The organism is Glaciihabitans sp. dw_435 (assembly GCF_018449675.1).
GTDB lineage: Bacteria > Actinomycetota > Actinomycetes > Actinomycetales > Microbacteriaceae > Glaciihabitans.
On record NZ_JAAVUZ010000002.1, the window covers coordinates 130781 to 148912 of the forward strand.

The window sequence follows — 18132 nt, forward strand, 5'->3', positions numbered from 1 at the left end:
ATGGACTACGCCGATCGCCCCCTCGCAAAGCTTGGATTCCTAACGATCGGGTCCTTCGACGAGAGTGATCCGTTCGGCGGCCATGACACCACGCTGCGCGTCATCGAGCTCGGTGAGCAGCTCGGCTTCGACAGCGCCTGGCTGCGCGATCGACACCTGCAGCACGGCATTTCTTCCCCGGTGGCGGTGCTCGCCGCCGCGAGCCAGCGAACGACGCGCATCGAACTCGGCACGGCCGTGATCCCGCTCGGCTTGGAGAACCCGTTCCGCCTAGCGGAGGATCTCGCGACGGTCGACGTGTTGAGCCACGGCCGGCTGAACCCCGGCTTCAGTGTTGGGAAGCCGACGCATTTCGACGACATCAAGGAAGCTCTGTACCCGAACTCCTGGGAGACCGAGGACTTCGGCTACGACCGTGTCATCCGCCTCTTGGACAACCTGCGCGGCAAGCCCGTCAGCACGTTTGAAGGCAAGGAGGGCATCGAGGTCTTTTCCACGCGAATTCAGCCGCGCTCCCCCGGGCTCATCGACCGTGTCTGGTACGGCGCAGCCGGTCTGTCCTCGGCGAAGTGGGCCGGTGAGCAGGGCCTCAACCTGCTCAGCAGCAGCGTCGTACGCGCCGAAGACGACGTTGACTTTGACTTCGCCCGCATCCAGCGTGGACAGATTGATCTGTTCCGCCAGAGCCATCCCCTCGGCGAAGCCGCTCGAGCATCACAGGGACTTGTTGTCATTCCCACCGACAGCGCAACACCCGAGCAGATCGCGAAGTACCAGGCGTACGCCGAGGCGCGCTTTCCCCGGACCACATCGCCACAGGGACCGGCCGGCATGCTGTTCGCTCCCGACCTGGTCGGCACGTCCGAACACATCGCCGACGCCCTCCGCGCTCACGCTGGATATCAGGCCGTCGACGAGGTGGTGTTCGCGCTGCCGTTCTCGTTCGAAGCGGACGACTACACGCAAATCCTCACCGATATCGCGGGCGTTCTTGGACCGCTGTTGGGGTGGTCCCGCAGCGACGTATAACGGCCACGACCACGGGTTCGGCAGAAAGCTACCCTGTCGGCTGCCGACGGCTCGAGTCGGGCGCGATGTTCTGGTCCACGTGGAAGAAGTTGTCGAGGTCATACTTCGCTTTCACCTGGGCGAGCCTCGTGTAATTCGTCCGATACTACGTCGCCTTCGACGCACCCGGGATTCGGCTGGCCATATTCCGCCGCAGTCTCATGAGCGGGAACACGTCGGATCACCCGTCGTTCAGGGCGCCCCGCGGAAACCAGGCGTTTGAGCTCAACTTCGAGTGCGCCAACCGGTCGGATGTCGAGCTGGCATTCCGCAGGGTCGTGGACCACGGTGGCGCGCCGATCGCCTCACCCGCCGAGACGGGCTGGGGTCATTTCACGGTTTTTTTCGCCGACCCGGAGGGCAACATTCACTCGCTCTTCGCGGTACTTCCGCGCTGACCACGAGCTACGGCTCATCGCTGGCTTCATGCTCCGAACCATTCTCACCCCAGCGTCCCAGGGCGTCGATCGTCGCACGTAGGGCTAGCCCGCGCGGCGTCAACGCATAGGCCCGAGTGTTGTGGCGCAGGGGTAAGCGGTAGAGGACGCCAGCCGCTTCGAGTTCTCTCAAGCGGGTCGCGAGCATGTTCGTACCCATTCCGAGGTTTCGTTGCAGATCGCCGTATCGTTGCGGCCCGTCAAGCAGCTGCTCCACTATGAGGAGGGCCCACCGTGCGCCGACGATGTCGAGGGCCGCAGCCAGGTCACTCACGTGGCCGGATCAGCGTCCGGTTTCATCCAGAACGGCGAATAGTGGTAGCCGTCGAGGTCGTCGAACTGACGCTGGTACATAAAGGGATAGTCGTCGGTGTCGCCGATCCGACCGCCGGCGACCCCAGCGCGCTCGACGAGTTCGTCGACCGCTTCGCGGCTGCCGAGGTCGAACGAGACTGTGACCTTCGAGGGGGTGTCGGGGCCTCCGATCAACTCCTCGGTGCCGCCGACGCTCGCGTACATCTCCCGGCTGCCGAGCATGACGTACTGCTCAGACGCGATCGCGAAGCACGACACGTTGTGATCCGACATCTCGGCGTTGAGGGTCCAACCGAGAGCCGTGTAGAAAGCGGTCGCGCGCTCAACGCTGTCGACCGGGCAAGTGATGAATAGGCTCATGCGAATCACACTTCCAAAATGGAAGTGCGGTGTCAAGACCCTGTGCTCGCATCCGCCCACACCGTCCGGCGTGAGGTGCGCGACGCAAGAAAGCGCTTGAGCCGTGACCTGCGAGCAATTGGGCGAGTAAGCGGAAAAGAAAGAAGCCCGTCGCCAGCAGGACTGCTGATGAGGGGCTTCTTTGTGGTGCACCCCCCCGGACTTGAACCGGGAACCCACTGATTAAGAGTCAGTTGCTCTGCCAATTGAGCTAGAGGTGCGTGATCCGTAACTGCAGGACCGAGATGAAACATTAGCATGACTGAGGACACCCGAACGACGCAAGGAGCGAATCTTGACTAATGCACGACTCGAAGCGGGAGATGTCGCCCCGGCATTCACGCTGAACGATCAGGACGGTGCATCCGTTTCGCTCGCTGATTATGCAGGCCAGAAGGTAGTTGTGTACTTCTACCCGGCCGCCTCGACGCCAGGTTGCACCACGGAAGCCTGCGATTTCCGCGACAACATTAATTCGCTGAAGTCGGCCGGTTACCAGGTGCTGGGGATTTCGCGGGATGAGGCACCCGCGCTGAAGAAGTTCCAGAGCGAGCAGGGGCTGAACTTCCCCCTGCTGAGCGACCCCGAGCACGCCATTCACGACGCGTACGGTGCGTGGGGCGAAAAGTCGCTCTACGGCAAGACCGTCACGGGCGTGCTGCGCTCGACGTTTGCGGTGGACGAGACCGGCAAGGTCTCGCTTCCGCTGTATAACGTGAAGGCAACCGGCCACGTGGCGAGCCTGCGCAAGAAGTTGGGGATCGACGCGTAGTCATCCTCTACAGCGCGTAGAAACGCCCCGCCGCCCTCACGGGTGGCGGGGCGTTTCTGTTAGCGCTCCGGGCGCGTGGTGGCCTTCAGCACGGGTTTGGTGAACAGCAGGACGATGACAATGACGGAGGGGATGACCAACAGCCACCCGACATCCGCTGTTCCAAAGATTCCCTGGAAGGCTGCGAAGCCGATTGCGATCTGCAAAATCTGCCAGGTGATGGCTGCGCCGCGGATCCAGGAGCTGCCGCGCAGGGTGTGCACGGCGATGAAGCCGAGCCATACGGCAGCGATCGCGGTGAGCAGGGTGAGGAAGAACGCGCTCGCGTAGGAGGCCGGCGTGGCGACCAGTAATTCGATGATGAGGTACACCGTCGCGATCACCAGCAGGGCGCACTCGGCGAAGAGAATCGCGGCAAGCGCGTAGATCAGTGGTGGCTTGCGTACATCGCTCACAGCTACATCCCATACAAAACTATTGATTTGAACTATCCAATATGAGAGCCTAGGTGAGGTTGATTTGACGTCCACAAGGTTGTGGCGAGTCCCGAACTCTTTCCTTACCCCACTTTCAGGTCGATGACCTATGCAATAAATGCATCATTTAAAGGAGTACCCCCTATGGATTGGCGCGATAAAGCAGCCTGCCTCACCGCAGATCCCGAGCTTTTCTTCCCGGTTGGCAACACTGGACCGGCCGTCGACCAGATCGACAAGGCAAAAGCGGTGTGCGCACGTTGCTCCGTCACCGAGATGTGCCTCCAGTACGCACTCGAAACCAGCCAGGACTCAGGCGTCTGGGGCGGCCTCAGCGAAGACGAGCGCCGCGCACTCAAGCGTCGAGCTGCTCGCGCCCGCCGCGCTTCCTAATTCTTTCGCCCTCAAGCCCGTCCGGACTTAGGTCCGGGCGGGTTTGTTGCGTGTACGGCCTCTGTCGTATCTGCTGCGTTACTACTGCCCCAGGTTGTGACCTCAGGCAGGGTGCACGACCCGGGTGACCACCCAGCGATGCGGTGAGATCTGGCGTGTGCGCGCGAAGCCGTGGCTCTCGAACGCCGCCATCGGGCCTGTGTGAAGGAATGACCCGGACACCCTGCGGTCATCCGTCTCTTCGGGGTACCCCTCGACCACTCCCCCGCCGCGACGGGCGATCTCGATGATCGCTCCTCCGAGTGCTGCGTTTGCCACTCCCCTTCCGCGATGCCCCGTGCCGGTGAAGAAACAGGTGATGCGCCAGGCCGGCAGTGCACGCAACTCCTTTATATAGAGTCGCTTGCTCTTTATCTCGGGCAGCTCCGCCGGAGATCCGAACTGGCACCATCCCACACACTCGTCGCCGTCAAAGACCAGTGCGTTGTGGGTGCGACCTTCGTGAACGAGCTTCTCCTTGTCGGATTTATTCTGTGCAGCGGTTCGGCCTGGCCCGACCTTGACGTGGAACCCCATGCACCAGCATCCGCCCCACACTCCATGGTTCTTCTCGGCGAGGTTCGCGAACGCGGGCCATGTCGTCGTGTCGAGCGGCCTGACGGTGAAGTCGGTGCCGGGCGCGATCCGCTTGTCGGTCATGGGATGAGTTAAGCGCACGAGAGGTGGACCTCTCAATGGATCCGACTCCCACAATCCGGCGCTCAGTTGACATGAGGCTGGCTCACGCAGTTAGCTCTGCATATGGGGGAACGGCAAGACCGATGGATCCTGATCGGTGGGATGTCTCTTGCCCGACGCGTTTTCGTCTATTGGGCTCCCGCAGTCGCCTGGGCTCTTCTCCTATCCCTCGTGTGGCCTCTGACACTCGACATCAGGAGCGACGGTCACGGTCCTCAACACACGTCGTGGGTTTGGACGGTATTGCCCATCGTTTGGATGTTGCTGACCCCGGGATTTCTCTTTCAACAGCGCCGAACACCCTTCGTGAAAATGGCGACGCGACGCATCCGCGTGAGGGGTCTCCGCACCAGATTTTCTGACATTGACACGGTCATGGTGGAGGGCTGGCGCGACGGCGGTGCCGCGCACGTTTATATGCAGTTCGGAAAGATCGGGAAAGAGTTGGCGAAGGTCAGGCTTCGATCGCCTTCGCGCCGGGTGATCGGCGACGACGACCGGAACATCATCGCCGAGATCCTTCGCCAGTCCAACGTAAGGCTTCCCGAGCGCCCGGGACCCGATTCCACCGACTGGGACCGCGTGAACTGGGTCAACCGATCCCACTACCTCGATCGCGACGAGGCCATCGCGTACGTGCTGCACACACCCGCACCCGGCGAACGTTTTGAGCGCCCCACCGCAGCTCAGGTACCGACGCCTGCCTAACGGCACTCTCGGGGTGCGCCGCCAGGACATTACTAGCGCCGCGAATTGACATCGCCGCATCCCTCGCGTTGACTCCGCTTGTGCACGAAGGTAGTGACAAGTGGATGCCCCTGGGGAAGATAACCCGGGAGCAACGCCTTCGCGCCCGCTCCTATCAATACGGAGCACCCGCGCTGAGCTGGATCGTCTTCACCACGCTGTCGGAGTTCGCCGGGCCGGACTCGCTCGGAGTGCTCCCGGCCCTGGGGCTCGGGCTGGCTGGTGCCCTCGTAGTCGCGGCAGCGGTGTGGCTGTCGGGCGGAGGTACCGGCCGTCACCCCCTCGTGAAGATGGCAGCGCAACGAATGCGCGTCGGCCGGCAGGTTACCGACTTCTCCGAGATCGATACCGCGCTTGTCGAGGGGTGGCGAGACGGCGGGCGTCTCGACGTATTTCTCGAGTTCGGGTCATCCGGCAGCCGTCTCGCCAGGGTCTGTCTTCGCTCGCCATTGCTGCCGGTACTCGGGCACGCAGATCGTGAGCTCGTCGCGCAGATTCTCCGTGAGTCCAGCGTGCAATTGCCCGAGGTTGCCCACGATCGCTACGACACGACCGGACGCTACGACTGGATGAAGCGGCCGAGCAACCTCGACCGTGACCAGGCGATCGAGTACGTGCTGCACACACCCGAGCCTCTGCCGGGGTCGTACGAAGAGCAGATGAGCATTCAGCTGCGGGCCGAGGCCGGCAGATCCGGCCCCTCGGACTAGCTAGAGCCAGATAGTCGCGAGCCAGATCGCGACACCGGCAAGAACCAGCAGCCCGATGTTGAGGCCAAGCTGACGTGCCTCCCCGCGGGCGAGGTGCACGATGATCGCGCCGATCTGCACGAGAACGAACCCGATGGCGGAGACCAGGGCGAGCACCGGCGCGATGTTCGTCAGCGGGGGCAAAATCAGACCGATCGCACCGAGAACCTCGACGATACCGATCGCCCGCACCGCGGCCATGGGAGTGACGTCGAGCCACTTCATCATTGGTTGCAGCTTCTCCTTGCTCTGCACGATCTTCGTCCCGCCCGAGTAGAGGTAGAAGAACGCGAGTAGTCCGGCGACGATCCAGTAGGCGACCTGCATGGTGATTCCTTCGATAGTTGGTACGGACAGGCGGATGCCCCGACCGGCGTCACCACCGATCGCACGCCACGGGGGCTGGGGCGCGAGCTCCCCGGCGACCGTTAGCGCGGATTGAGCCAGGTCAGCGGAATGTCGATGGTGACCTCGGTGCCACTGCCCATCAGGGTGTGCCAGTCAATGGTGCCACCCAGCTCGCCCTGGATCAGGGTGCGCACGATCTGGGTTCCGAGACCGGAGCCGACCTTTCCCTCGGGCAGTCCAACGCCGTTGTCGCGGACCTTTACGCTGAGGTAATCGTCGGTGCGCTTGGCAATGATCTCGACCTCGCCGTCGCGACCGGCGAGTCCGTGCTCGACCGCGTTGGTGACGAGCTCGGTCAGGGCCAGCGCCAGCGGGGTGGCGTACTCGCTCGGCAGCGTGCCGAAGCTTCCGCTGGACTTCGGATGCACCGTGGTGTTGTGACTGGACGCCACCTCCGCGACCAGCAGCAGCACCCGGTCGAACACGGCGTCGAAGTCGACGGTCTGACTGAGGCCCTCGCTGAGGGTGTCGTGCACCACCGCGATGGCGGCGACGCGACGCATCGCCTGCTGCAGGGCTTCCTTGGCGCTGTCGTTGTGCGTGCGACGGGCCTGGATGCGCAGCAGGGATGCCACCGTCTGCAGGTTGTTCTTCACCCGGTGGTGAATCTCCCGGATCGTGGCATCCTTCGTTATCAATTCCCGCTCCTGGTGACGCACCTCGGTCACGTCGCGGCAGAGCACGATGGCGCCGACGCGTTCGCCGCGGGTGCGCATCGGGATCGCGCGCAGCGAGACGGTGACGCCGCGCGCCTCGATGTCCGTTCGCCACGGCGCGCGACCGGTGACGACGAGCGGAAGCGACTCGTCGACCGTGAGCTGCTTGCCGGTGAGCAGGCCGGTGGTGACCTCCGCGAGGGACTCCCCCTCGAGTTCGCCGACGAAGCCCATGCGGTTGAACGCCGACAACCCGTTCGGGCTGGCGAAGGTGACGGTGCCGTCCACGTCGAGGCGGATGAGGCCATCCGAGGCGCGAGGCGCTCCGCGACGCGGGCCGGTTGGGGCGGCGAGGTCGGGGAAGTCACCGGAGGCGATCATGCCGAACAGGTCATTTGCACACTCGTTGAAGGTCAGTTCCTGGCGGCTGGGCGTGCGCGCCTCGCTGAGGTTGGTGTGCCGGGTAATCACCGCGATGGGGAACTCGGTCGTCTGGTTGCCGCTCGGCGACAGACGCCGCAGCACGGGAACGGCACGCACGCGCGTGGGCGTCTCTTCGTACCAGTCGGGCGCCGACGAGTCGATGATCTTCGCCGACCTGAACGCATCGGTTACCTGATCGCGCCACTCGGGCTTGATCTCCTGTCCGACAAAGTCGCGGTAAAACAGCGTCGCGGAGCTCGACGGGCGGGCGTGCGCCACAGCAACAAAACTGTCGTCCTTGCTCGGAACCCACAGCACGATGTCGGCAAAGGCGAGGTCGGCCAGCAGCTGCCAGTCACCGACGAGCAGGTGCAACCACTCGACATCCGCTTCATTCGAGCGCCCCTGCGCTAGTACCAGGTCACTGAGCGTCGACATGTTTCCAAGGCTAGCTGTTTCCGTCGTGATTGCCGACGTGGGGGTGACCGGCAGGATGCGGACGGTGGATGCCCCGGGCCGCGGCTCACCCCGCCCACCGCCGCATTCCCCGCCGCCGTGGCCGCAGCGAGGTCACCGGTGCCGGCAGCAGCCGATCGGTCACGAGCTCACGGATCGCTGCGCGCGCGGATGACTTCGGGGCCGCGTCGGCCAACGTCTTGCCGGAGAGCTGCGCGGCATCGGTGCCGGCGCGATCGTAGGGAATCAGCGTCGCGTGGTCGATGCCGCCGAACCGTGCGAGCGTCTGCCGCACCTGCCCGGCCGGATTCGCGCCCACGGCGCTTGCCCGCACCTTGTTCATAGCGACGAGCACGCGCTCGGCGGCAACTGTCTCGATCAGGTCGACGTGCGACCGCAGGAAGCGGGACATCCCCACCGGGTCCGCCGACCCCACCGCGATCACGGTGTCGGCCTCCTGCAGCGCGGCAAGGGTCGCCGCATTGCGCCGGGGTGCGAACAGGTCCGTGCTGATTTCCTCGTCGTGCTCGAGGCTGAAGCCGGTATCGAGCACCGTGTAATCGACCCAGGTGCGGCATTCGGTGATGGTTGCTTCCACGCGCGATGCGGACAGTTCGGGCCAGCGGCTCGGCCGCCCGATACCGGTGAGCACCCAGAAGCCTGAGTGACCGGAGCTGTACCGCTGCCCGATCCGCTCGAGCTCGGCGCGGGTGAGGCTCTCTGCGCCGGCGAGCCGGCAGGCCGCGGCAAATCCCGGAGCTTCATCGAGCAACCCGAGGGACGGCGCGATCGATCCGCTGTGGGTATCAACATCCCCGAGTGCGACGGCGTATCCCGCGGCCGCGATCTCCGCCGCGACGTTGATCGCCAGCGTCGTGCGACCGGGCGCCCCGGCCGGCCCCCACACCGCGATCACCAGCCCGTGTCTCGGCTCCCGCGCGATGTCGACCACCTCGCTCACGCGGCCGAGGGCGACGAGCGCCCCTTCGATCTCGCTCCACGACGCCGTCGCGTCCACCGTTTCGAGAAGGCCGACGGATGCCGCGTGCCGCCGCTCAATCTCGCCGGCCACCACCGCGAGCACCCGCACCGCGGCGTCATCACAGACCCGCAGCAGGTTCTCGGTGAGATGGCGCTCGGTGGCTTCGACGAGCGCGACGTCGGCCCCGACGGACTCGATGCGCGAGGCAAGCTCGCCCGCCGACGAGCTGCGCGACACGATCTCGTGCCCGTGGTGGGCGGCCTCCGGGACGATCCGGTCCTCCAACTCGTAGGGCAGTGCCAGCGCGATCCGCACAGCTCAGCCCTTCACCGGCAGGTCGACGGGAACCACGGAGATGGCCGCGCCATTCGCGACCGCCTCCAGCACACGGGCGACCGCCGAACGGGGCACGAGCAGTTCGACCGATGGGCCCGCACTGTCGACGACAAGGCCGTCCTGCTGCACCAAGCGCACAACAGTCGCCGAGGAGACGATCACCGTGGGAGCGGCAAAGGTTCCCGTTTGCTCCTGGGCCGCCGACCAGACATCGATGCGGGACCCGGACCCCACCGACTCGGGAAGCTGTGACGTGGTCGACACGACGACACTGGTGAGCTCGAGCCCGTCGGCACTGCCCACTGCCGACTGCGGCAGCAGCTCGCCCCGCGATACCGGCCGGGTGACGACGAGACCGGCGGCCGGCACCTCGGACCGCGACAGATACAGGGAATCCGCGTCGGACACCCGGGCCCGGGTTACCTGCAGGTCCGCCGCCGACACCCGCTGTCCCGGTGCCAGATCCTCCCGGGCCGCCATTACCTCGACGGACGAATCCGCGGTGCCCACGAGTGTAATGACCCCCGCCACGGAGAGCACAACCAGTCCAATTCCTATCGCGAACCGGGGGTCAAACCAGAACCCGCGCCGGGCTCGATCGCCGATCCGGGCTGTGCCCTGCTGTGTCATCCCGCTCCCATCCGCGCCGCTGTACCCATCGTTCGCCGCGTCGAACTTGTCCGCGAAAGTTATCCACACCCCCGTTTGGGCCACGGCCCCGCACCGATAATCGGAAGATGAACCAGACAGGTGCCGCGGACGGCCTCGGGCGCTTTCTCACCCTCGCCGACCTCGCCGAAACGCTGAACATTTCGGCGAGGCAGGCGTACGGACTGGTGCGATCCGGCGAGATCATGGCGCTGAAGATCGGTTCCCAGTGGCGAATCGAGCGCATCATGCTCGAGATGTTCATCGAGGACTCCTACGAAGTCTCGCGTCGCGCGGGCCTGTGGAATCAGGCCGATTACGGCAACATTGCCGAGCTCTCGTTCGGCGACGTAGAGCTGCCGGACGAACTGCATCACAAGCGCACGAGCAACACCTGAGAGAGCCGCACGATCCGGTACTCGGTCACCTCGGATTCCCTCCGCGGGCCACCGGCCTCGTGCACGGCCACATCGACGTGGTCGCGTCCCACCCGATCGAGCGTGCCGAAGAGCCGTCCGTCGTCCGTCCGCAGTTCGACGGGCTGGCGCCGCCGGCACAGGTCGCGCAGCACGAAGTTGAGACTCAGTCGGGCAGACAGCGAGCGCGAGGGGTCCTCGGGCGCCGGCCCGTCCAGGCTCGCCTCCACCTGCGTGCGATTCAGGATGACTCCCGCCACCGCATCCAGTGGCACCACGCATCCCGGGGGTCGTCTGCCGCCCTCGCTCAGCTCCCCCGCGAACCAGTCCCGCCCGAAGGTTGACGGGGTCACGGTGGCGCGGGACCCGTCGCGCAGCACGAGGTGGACGGTTCGCAGCGCATCGTCACCGCGATGGAGGGACAGCAGGCGGTCGCGCATGCCGAGCCGGGCAAGCCTCAGCCGTTCCTCCTCGGCGCGCAGATCGATCTCTTCTGCCGTCAGCTCGTTCTCGAGCTGACTCTCGAGATCGTCAAACAAGTTGTCCCAGCGCATGGTGGGAACGCTATCCACAGGCACACGCAGCAGCAGGAGTTATCCACATTTGACGATTACCCGTTGTCCCGTCGACCAGAGAAATGCTTAGGTGTTGAAACGCCCCCTGTACGGGGGTAGACCTCAGATTCTCCCGGACCTCGAGCGTTTGGAGTGCACAGCATGGCTGCACTTGCGGCGACACAGCCGATTCCCGACGACGACGGTGTGCCCCGTGTCGCGCGGGCCCGATTCGACTCCGATGACTTTTTCGGCCAACAGCCCGCCTCTCGCAAGGCCCTGCCCGATCCGCGGCCGCTTCTCGAGAATCTCACCCGCTGCGTGATCGAGATTCTCGCCGGTGCCCGCGACCTCGAGCAGCTCGCCCGGTGGGTCACCGACGACGTCTACAAGCACCTGCTCAAGCGCGTCGTCATCTCCAACCGCGCACGCCGTGCCCGCAACCACCCGGTCAGCCGCCCGACCTTCACCATCGGTTCGACCACGGTCTACGAACCCCGCGACGGCGTGGTCGAGGCCGTCATCATCGTCAACGGCCGCGCCCGCACCCGCGCGGTCGCCATCCGTCTCGAGGGCCTCGACTCCCGCTGGCGCGCGACCGCGATCAACGTCCTGTAGCGAACGGATGGTCCGCCACCGACAGTCAGGCCGCGAGATCCTGGGCGTGGTGATGCACGATGATCCACTGCTCATCGATCAGCCGGAGTACATCGGTCACCCGCACGTGCTCACGCGCCTCCGGGTCATCCGCATAGTCCACCACCAGCACGTATCGTGCCACGGCCGTGTCGTCCCAGACGTCAACCACGACCTCGGTCGGCGCGACAAACGGAGCGGGACCCTTGTGCCGGGCGGCGTCCGGCGCCGGAGCGGGTCCGCGCAGCTCGTCGAGCTGGCCGAGCCCGCGCAACAGTCGCGGATCCGCCGACTCCCACACGGTGACGTCCGCGTGCAGGTGAGCGTCGAACCCGGGACGGTTGCCGAGGTTTCCATACATGTCCGCAATGGCCTCGGCGACGTCGGCCTCCGCGCCGGTCAGGAAAGCGGATGCCTCGCTGCGGCGCGAGTCCGAGGAGTGCGCGCCGCTCATGCCCGCGCCTCCGCGAGGGAACGCGGTCCACCCGTGGCGGGTGAGGTCGATCCGGGGAGTTCGTCGCGATACACGCGTCCACCTTTCATCACCCACGCGATACTGCGCAGTGCCGAGATGTCTGTCGTTGGGTCATCCCCCATCGCAATGAAGTCGGCGTGCTGCCCGACCGCGATGGTGCCCACGGTGGGATCGCCGAGCAGTTCGGCGGCGCCCGAGGTTGCCGAGCGCAGCACATCCAGGTCGCTCATGCCCGCCTCGACCATGAATTCCATCTCGCGCACGGTCGCGGTCGTGCCGTCGTAGCCGGCGGCCGGGGGCATGTCGGTTCCCATGGCGATCTTCACGCCATTGCGGATCGCATGCTGCAGGCTCTCCCAGTGGCGGGGGCCGGCGCCGAGTGCGCGCTCCATCATCCACTGCGGAACGCCCTGCTCGATGAAGAAGTCGCGGCAACGGCTCACGGTGATCGTCGGGACGTACCAGACGCCCTTGCTCGCCATCAGGCGGGTGACCTCGTCGGTGAGCTCATACCCGTGCTCGACGCAGTCGAGGCCGAGGTGGATGGCACGTGCCAGCGTTTCGGAGGGCCCGACGTGAGCCGTGACCATGCGACCCCAGTCGTGCGCGACCTGAATGATCGCTTCCATCTCGTCATCCCGCAGCTGCGGCGTCTGGATCTGCTCGTGCTCGCCCGCAATACCGCCCGAGATGCACATCTTGATGAGGTCGGCGCCCTCGCGGATCTGCAGCCGCGTCAGCCGGCGGAAATCATCGGCGCCGTCGCCCTCGAGCGCGTCCGAGTCCCAGCCGTGACCGCCCGTGCAGCTCAGCGCGTGGCCCGCCGTGAACACGCGCGGCCCGTCAATCGCACCGGCGACGATGCCGCGGCGCAGGGCGAAGTCGAGGTACCTGCTCTCCCCCACGAGCCGCGCGGTGGTGATTCCGGCCAGCAGCGTCTTGCGCGCGGAGTCGGCCATCACCATCAGCAGGTCGGCGTCGGCTCCCGAGTTCACCAAGTCACCGGCCGTGCCCGGCAGGGCAAGGCCAAAGTGCACGTGCATGTTGATGAGGCCCGGGCTGAGGTAGGCACCGCCAAGGTCGATGACGCGCACGCTGACCGCGGCCACCTCCGCGTTGCCGTCGCCGCGTGCCTGCGCCGCAGACAGAATGGATGCCTCGTCGCCGATCGCCACGATGCGCCCGTCCACCCCGATCTCGATGGCCCGATCGCGCGCGATGTCGCCGCTGATCCCGTCGAAGACGTGACATCCCGTGAGGACGGTTGTCACCTGTGGCTGTGTCGCCAGGTCAGTGGTCACGGGATTCCTTACGGTTCTGTAGAGGGTCGCCGGGTGGTGCGGGCAGTTCGGGTCGTGCGGGTGGAACGGTGAAACGACGGGAGGGCGCCGGGACATTCCTGTCTCGACGCCCTCCCTCCGTTGCGAAAAGTGTCGGTGCTACTTCTTCTTGCCCTGGGCGCGACGGTCCGCACGGTTGACGGGAGCCGGGGCATCCGCCGTCGTCTTCTGTCCGAAGGCACCGGTCTTGGCCGGGGCCTGCGGAGCATCTGGGGTCAGAGCGGCAGCCTGCTTCGCCTGCGCGCGCTGGGCGAGCGCCGTTGCGGCACGCTCGACCTGTCCGCGCTCGTTGCGAACCTCAACCTCGCCGCTGACATCCTCGCTGGGAGCTGAGTAGCTGAGGCGCTCGACCGGAGCGGATGCTTCCTCGAGTCCACGGGCAGCGACGGTCGGGAGCTCGTTGCTCGCCGTGCCACCGGTGACCTCGACCTCGAGGTTGAACAGGAAGCCGACGGACTCTTCACGAATCTGCTGCATCATGTTCTGGTACAGGGCGAAGCCCTCGCGCTGGTACTCGACCAGCGGGTCGCGCTGGGCCATCGCGCGCAGGCCGATGCCGTCCTTGAGGTAGTCCATCTCGTAGAGGTGATCGCGCCAGCGGCGGTCGATCACGCTGAGCACGACGCGACGCTCGAGCTCGCGCATGGCGGGCTCACCGAGCAGCTCGGTGCGACGCTCGTACGCCAGCTTCGCGTCAGAGATGATCTCCTGCTTGAGCATGGTGTCCGTGAGGCGTCCGCGGCTGCCGGCCTCGGCCATGACCTCGTCGATGGTGATCGAGATCGGGTACAGCGTCTTCAGCTCGGACCACAGGGCGTTGTAATCCCAGTCGTCGCTCTGGCCCTCGGAGGTGTGTGCCTCAATGACCTCGGTGATGACGTCTTCGAGGAACTTCTGCGTGCGGTCCTGCAGGTCGTCGCCCTCAAGGATGTGACGGCGGTCGCTGTAGATGGCCTCGCGCTGGCGATTGAGAACGTCGTCGTACTTCAGCACGTTCTTGCGGATCTCGGCGTTGCGGCCTTCGACCTGGGACTGTGCGGAGCGGATGGCTCGGCTGACCCACGTCGACTCGATCGCGATATCGTCCGGAACGTTGCCCCGGCTCATCGCAGCTTCTGCAGCACCGCTGTTGAACAGGCGCATCAGGTCGTCCTGGAGGGACAGGTAGAAGCGGCTCTCGCCGGGGTCACCCTGTCGTCCGGATCGTCCGCGCAGCTGGTTGTCGATGCGGCGGGACTCGTGGCGTTCGGTTCCCAGCACATACAGTCCGCCGGCCTCGACGACCTTCGCCGCCTCTTCGCTGACGCCCTTCTTCACCTCGCCGTAGACCTTGTCCCACTCGGCTTCGTACTCGTCGGGCGTCTCGGCGGGGCTGAGGCCCTTCGCGTTCATCTGCGCGACGGCGAGGAACTCGGTGTTTCCCCCGAGCATGACGTCGGTTCCACGTCCGGCCATGTTGGTCGCGACGGTGACGGCTCCGAGTCGGCCCGCCTGGGCAATGATGGATGCCTCGCGTGCGTGGTTCTTCGCGTTGAGCACCTCGTGCTTCACGCCGCGCTTGGCGAGCATCTTCGAGAGGTACTCGCTCTTCTCGACGCTCGTGGTTCCCACCAGCACGGGCTGGCCGGTCGCGTGGCGTTCAACGATGTCCTCGACGACCTGGCCGAACTTGGCCTCCTCGTTCTTGTACACGAGGTCGGACTGGTCCTTGCGCAGCATGGGCTTGTTGGTCGGGATCGACACAACGCCCAGCTTGTAGGTGGACATGAACTCCGCGGCTTCGGTCTCAGCAGTACCGGTCATGCCGGAGAGCTTGCCGTACAGGCGGAAGTAGTTCTGCAGCGTGACGGTGGCGAGGGTCTGGTTCTCCGCCTTGACGGAGACGCCTTCCTTGGCCTCGATCGCCTGGTGGATGCCCTCGTTGTAGCGGCGTCCGACGAGGATACGGCCGGTGTGCTCATCGACGATGAGCACCTCGCCGTTCATGACGACGTAGTCCTTGTCCTTCTTGAACAGGGCCTTGGCCTTGATGGAGTTGTTGAGGAACGAGATCAGCGGGGTGTTCGCGGATTCGTACAGGTTGTCGATGCCGAGGTAGTCCTCGACCTTTTCGATGCCGGGCTCGAGCACGCCGACCGTGCGCTTCTTCTCGTCGACCTCGAAGTCGACCTCGGGAACGAGCTTGTTGGCAAGGTTCGCGAATTCGGTGAACCAGCGGTTCGCCTCGCCCGACGCAGGACCGGAGATGATGAGCGGGGTGCGGGCCTCGTCGATGAGGATCGAGTCGACCTCGTCGACGATCGCGTAGAAGTGACCGCGCTGCACCATGTCGCTTGCCTGCCACGCCATGTTGTCGCGGAGGTAGTCGAAGCCGAACTCGTTGTTCGTGCCGTAGGTGATGTCGGCCGCGTACTGCACGCGGCGTTCCTCGGGGGTCTGGCCCGACAGGATCACGCCGGTCGTCATGCCGAGGGTGCGGAAGATGCGCCCCATCAGCTCGGACTGGTAGCTGGCCAGGTAGTCGTTGACAGTGACGATGTGCACACCGCGCGAGGCGATCGCGTTGAGGTAGGCCGGGAGCGTGGCGACGAGCGTCTTTCCCTCACCGGTCTTCATCTCGGAGATGTTGCCAAGGTGCAGGTTGGCGCCACCCATCAGCTGCACGTCGAAATGACGCATGCCGAGCGTGCGCTTGGCTGCCTCGCGCACCGCGGCGAAGGCCTCGGGCAGCAGGTCATCCAGCGACTCACCATTGGAGTAGCGCTCGCGCAACTCGACGGTCTCGTTACGCAGCTCCTCGTCAGTGAGGTCCGTGAAGTCAGCTTCCAGCTGGTTTACTGCCTCTGCATAGTGCTTGAGACGACGAAGAAGTCGTCCCTCTCCTACGCGAAGTGCGCGTTCGAGAAGGTTTGCCACCGGTTACTCCCATGGGTTAATGTGCTGCGCCACTGCGGCGTCCATCGTGCAAAAATCGCGGCCCTTCGGTCGCGAACTCACGATCAGGCTACTGCCGCTAGAGCGGTCGCCCGTTACAGGCTCGTTATCGTACCAAGCGTAGGTGTACCGGCGCTGAGTCGGACCCGATGGGTCTTCTCCAGCGCCGGTACGGGCACTACGCGGGGTGAGCCCGCCGGTTAGCGGCCGGCAGACCTGCCCGCCAACATCGACTCGGGAACACGGTCGAGCTGGTCATCAAGCCCGATCACTCCGTAGTCCCAGCCCTTGCGGCGGTACACGACACTCGCGCGCTCGGTGTCACTGTCGATGAACAGGAAGAAGTCGTGTCCGACCAGTTCCATGCGATCGACCGCCTCCTCCGTGGTCATGTGTTCGGCCGGGAACACCTTGGTGCGAATCACGACGGGGCTGTAGATCTCGTCCTCGAGTTCCGATGCTTCCGTGTTCTGAATGGGCACCGCGCCGGTGCTGACATTCGCGATCACCGCAGGGCTCGCCGGCGTGATATCGATGCCGCTGAATCCGCCCGCCGATGCCTCGTGCAACGAGACCGGGCGGTGCTGGCCACGATGCACTTTTCGCCGATCCTTTGCCTGGCGTATCCGCTCGATGAGTTTGTCGATTGCCAGATCAAAGGCGACGTACTTATCGCTTCCCGCGGATTCCGCACGAACAATCGGTCCCGGTCCGATGAGGGTGAGTTCCACTCGATCATCGCCGGAAGAACCGGTTGATTTTTCGTGATGGCGGCACACTTTAACTTCAAATGCGATTGCCTTGTCCGCGAGATGAGCGACCTTTTCGGCCTTTTCTGTTGCGTACTCGCGGAACCTGTCGGTGACTCCCAGGTTGCGACCTGTGATGGAAATTTCCACGCTGACCTCCAGCTCACTTGCGCGCCGCCTGAGTATCAGGCGGTGACCTTACGCGCCTTGTTGGCCCAACCGTAGACCCGTTGTCTGGCAAAGTCACTCAATGTTCATCAGAAGTTACGGGGGACTTTCTCTCACCTCCGTAATACCGCGGAGTAAACGCCAGCGTCACGGCACCGGCGATCTCAGCACCCGCCTGGCGAGCGGCCCGCTCCGCCTCGGCGAGGGTCGCGCCCGTCGTCAGCACGTCATCGACGAGAAGAATTTTTCTGCCGGTGAGGCGACGCCGGGCCGCCATGCTGCCCGCGAGGTTGCTCGCCCGCTCCGTCGCCCCGAGGGTCTTTTGGCTGCGGGTGGACCGGGTCTGCACGAGGGCGCGCAGCGGGCGTAATCCCGCGCAGTCGCAGATGAGGGCGACGGGGTCGTACCCCCGGCGGCGCCACGCGGACCGGCTCGTGGGCACGGGAACGATGTCGATGGGACCAGCGGATGCCTCGCGCACGACGCCCTCAAGGGTCCGGGCAAGCGCGCCCGCGACATCCGTTCGATTCGACTCCTTGAACGCGAGAATCACGCGACGCACGGCGCCCTCGTACCGCAGGGCTGACGTCACCAGCAGTCCGCCCGGCAGGGTGGACTCCGTCGGGCGCAGCACGAGCTGCCGGCGGCAGGCGGCGCAGAGAGAGCGATCCGGCTCGCCGCACCCGGCGCACTCCACGGGAGAGATCACCGCGAGCGCGTCGAGCAGGGCGTCTCGTGCGAGATGGAGCAGCTGTGGCGTCACCCTCCCAGCGTGATCGGCGCGCACCCGCAGCGGGACTCTCGGACGCGATCGGTGGAGAACGTCGGGCTGTGAGGGGTGGGACGACCTCAGGGCG

21 protein-coding genes, 1 tRNA gene and 2 pseudogenes are annotated in these 18132 nt (G+C 65.2%); 8 read left to right on the forward strand and 16 right to left on the reverse strand.

The features are described from left to right. The gene (locus HB677_RS03485; RefSeq protein WP_213814284.1) at positions 1-1029 is read left to right on the forward strand and encodes an LLM class flavin-dependent oxidoreductase; all 1029 of its coding nucleotides are present in this window, start codon (positions 1-3) and stop codon (positions 1027-1029) included. A 28-nt stretch (positions 1030-1057) separates the two neighbouring features. On the opposite strand, the pseudogene HB677_RS18730 reads toward HB677_RS03485, so the two are convergent. Then, positions 1058-1162 (reverse strand): annotated as a pseudogene (locus tag HB677_RS18730) (BBE domain-containing protein); the annotation flags it as partial. A 28-nt stretch (positions 1163-1190) separates the two neighbouring features. On the opposite strand from HB677_RS18730, the pseudogene HB677_RS03495 reads away from it, so the two are divergent. Continuing rightward, positions 1191-1466: pseudogene (locus tag HB677_RS03495) on the forward strand (VOC family protein); the annotation flags it as partial. 7 nt (positions 1467-1473) lie between these two features. Here HB677_RS03495 and HB677_RS03500 read toward each other — a convergent pair. From HB677_RS03500 to HB677_RS03510, 3 genes are all read right to left on the reverse strand, one after another. Then, the gene (locus HB677_RS03500; RefSeq protein ID WP_213814286.1) at positions 1474-1779 is read right to left on the reverse strand and encodes a helix-turn-helix domain-containing protein; all 306 of its coding nucleotides are present in this window, start codon (positions 1777-1779) and stop codon (positions 1474-1476) included. After that, a complete protein-coding gene (locus HB677_RS03505; RefSeq protein ID WP_213814287.1) occupies positions 1776-2180 on the reverse strand; it encodes a VOC family protein in 405 nt (134 codons plus the stop codon). Before HB677_RS03505 ends, HB677_RS03500 begins: the two co-directional genes overlap by 4 nt. A gap of 184 nt (positions 2181-2364) precedes the next feature. Further along, positions 2365-2440, reverse strand: a tRNA-Lys gene (locus tag HB677_RS03510). Positions 2441-2514: 74 nt separating this feature from the next. On the opposite strand from HB677_RS03510, the gene bcp reads away from it, so the two are divergent. Beyond that, positions 2515-2991 carry a thioredoxin-dependent thiol peroxidase gene (bcp, locus tag HB677_RS03515; protein WP_213814288.1) on the forward strand — a complete coding sequence of 159 codons (477 nt, stop codon included), beginning with the start codon at positions 2515-2517 and terminating at the stop codon, positions 2989-2991. Positions 2992-3050: 59 nt separating this feature from the next. On the opposite strand, the gene HB677_RS03520 is transcribed toward bcp, so the two are convergent. After that, positions 3051-3446 carry a hypothetical protein gene (locus HB677_RS03520; RefSeq protein WP_213814289.1) on the reverse strand — a complete coding sequence of 132 codons (396 nt, stop codon included), beginning with the start codon at positions 3444-3446 and terminating at the stop codon, positions 3051-3053. Between the two features lie 165 nt (positions 3447-3611). On the opposite strand from HB677_RS03520, the gene HB677_RS03525 reads away from it, so the two are divergent. Next, positions 3612-3860, forward strand: a complete 249-nt coding sequence (locus HB677_RS03525; RefSeq protein WP_147784762.1) for a WhiB family transcriptional regulator — start codon at positions 3612-3614, stop codon at positions 3858-3860. A gap of 102 nt (positions 3861-3962) precedes the next feature. Here the strand turns inward: HB677_RS03525 and HB677_RS03530 are convergent, their stop codons facing one another. Further along, the gene (locus tag HB677_RS03530; protein ID WP_213814290.1) at positions 3963-4559 is read right to left on the reverse strand and encodes a GNAT family N-acetyltransferase; all 597 of its coding nucleotides are present in this window, start codon (positions 4557-4559) and stop codon (positions 3963-3965) included. 351 nt (positions 4560-4910) lie between these two features. On the opposite strand from HB677_RS03530, the gene HB677_RS03535 reads away from it, so the two are divergent. Both HB677_RS03535 and HB677_RS03540 read left to right on the forward strand, forming a co-directional pair. Next, positions 4911-5306, forward strand: coding sequence for a hypothetical protein (locus tag HB677_RS03535; RefSeq protein ID WP_213814291.1), 396 nt, complete (start codon positions 4911-4913; stop codon positions 5304-5306). An 80-nt stretch (positions 5307-5386) separates the two neighbouring features. Beyond that, on the forward strand, positions 5387-6055 hold the full coding sequence (locus HB677_RS03540) for a hypothetical protein (RefSeq protein WP_213814292.1): 669 nt from the start codon (positions 5387-5389) through the stop codon (positions 6053-6055). Here the strand turns inward: HB677_RS03540 and HB677_RS03545 are convergent, their stop codons facing one another. From HB677_RS03545 to HB677_RS03560, 4 genes are all read right to left on the reverse strand, one after another. Further along, the gene (locus HB677_RS03545; RefSeq protein WP_213814293.1) at positions 6056-6421 is read right to left on the reverse strand and encodes a DoxX family protein; all 366 of its coding nucleotides are present in this window, start codon (positions 6419-6421) and stop codon (positions 6056-6058) included. 101 nt (positions 6422-6522) lie between these two features. Next, on the reverse strand, positions 6523-8019 hold the full coding sequence (locus tag HB677_RS03550) for a sensor histidine kinase (RefSeq protein ID WP_213814294.1): 1497 nt from the start codon (positions 8017-8019) through the stop codon (positions 6523-6525). Between the two features lie 85 nt (positions 8020-8104). Beyond that, positions 8105-9334, reverse strand: a complete 1230-nt coding sequence (locus HB677_RS03555) for a regulator (protein WP_213814295.1) — start codon at positions 9332-9334, stop codon at positions 8105-8107. Positions 9335-9337: 3 nt separating this feature from the next. Then, positions 9338-9985 (reverse strand): SAF domain-containing protein, encoded by a 648-nt coding sequence (locus tag HB677_RS03560; RefSeq protein WP_213814296.1) that lies wholly within the window; start codon positions 9983-9985, stop codon positions 9338-9340. 107 nt (positions 9986-10092) lie between these two features. Here HB677_RS03560 and HB677_RS03565 point away from each other — a divergent pair, with 107 nt between their 5' ends. Beyond that, positions 10093-10401 (forward strand): helix-turn-helix domain-containing protein, encoded by a 309-nt coding sequence (locus HB677_RS03565; protein WP_213814297.1) that lies wholly within the window; start codon positions 10093-10095, stop codon positions 10399-10401. Here HB677_RS03565 and HB677_RS03570 read toward each other — a convergent pair. Further along, entirely contained in the window at positions 10377-10973 is a 597-nt protein-coding gene (locus HB677_RS03570) for a hypothetical protein (protein ID WP_213814298.1), read from the reverse strand. The genes HB677_RS03565 and HB677_RS03570 overlap by 25 nt on opposite strands. Before the next feature lie 162 nt (positions 10974-11135). Here HB677_RS03570 and HB677_RS03575 point away from each other — a divergent pair, with 162 nt between their 5' ends. Further along, on the forward strand, positions 11136-11591 hold the full coding sequence (locus HB677_RS03575) for an Rv3235 family protein (protein ID WP_255546155.1): 456 nt from the start codon (positions 11136-11138) through the stop codon (positions 11589-11591). A gap of 25 nt (positions 11592-11616) precedes the next feature. On the opposite strand, the gene HB677_RS03580 is transcribed toward HB677_RS03575, so the two are convergent. The 5 genes from HB677_RS03580 to HB677_RS03600 all read right to left on the reverse strand — a co-directional run bounded on the left by HB677_RS03580 (position 11617) and on the right by HB677_RS03600 (position 18038). Beyond that, the gene (locus HB677_RS03580; RefSeq protein ID WP_213814299.1) at positions 11617-12063 is read right to left on the reverse strand and encodes a nuclear transport factor 2 family protein; all 447 of its coding nucleotides are present in this window, start codon (positions 12061-12063) and stop codon (positions 11617-11619) included. Beyond that, positions 12060-13385, reverse strand: coding sequence for an amidohydrolase family protein (locus tag HB677_RS03585; RefSeq protein WP_307852467.1), 1326 nt, complete (start codon positions 13383-13385; stop codon positions 12060-12062). Before HB677_RS03585 ends, HB677_RS03580 begins: the two co-directional genes overlap by 4 nt. 138 nt (positions 13386-13523) lie before the next feature. Continuing rightward, a complete protein-coding gene (secA, locus tag HB677_RS03590) occupies positions 13524-16340 on the reverse strand; it encodes a preprotein translocase subunit SecA (RefSeq protein WP_213814301.1) in 2817 nt (938 codons plus the stop codon). Positions 16341-16558: 218 nt separating this feature from the next. Further along, positions 16559-17257 (reverse strand): ribosome hibernation-promoting factor, HPF/YfiA family, encoded by a 699-nt coding sequence (hpf, locus tag HB677_RS03595; RefSeq protein WP_213814302.1) that lies wholly within the window; start codon positions 17255-17257, stop codon positions 16559-16561. Positions 17258-17354: 97 nt separating this feature from the next. Beyond that, on the reverse strand, positions 17355-18038 hold the full coding sequence (locus tag HB677_RS03600; protein WP_213814303.1) for a ComF family protein: 684 nt from the start codon (positions 18036-18038) through the stop codon (positions 17355-17357). Positions 18039-18132: the final 94 nt, after the last annotated feature.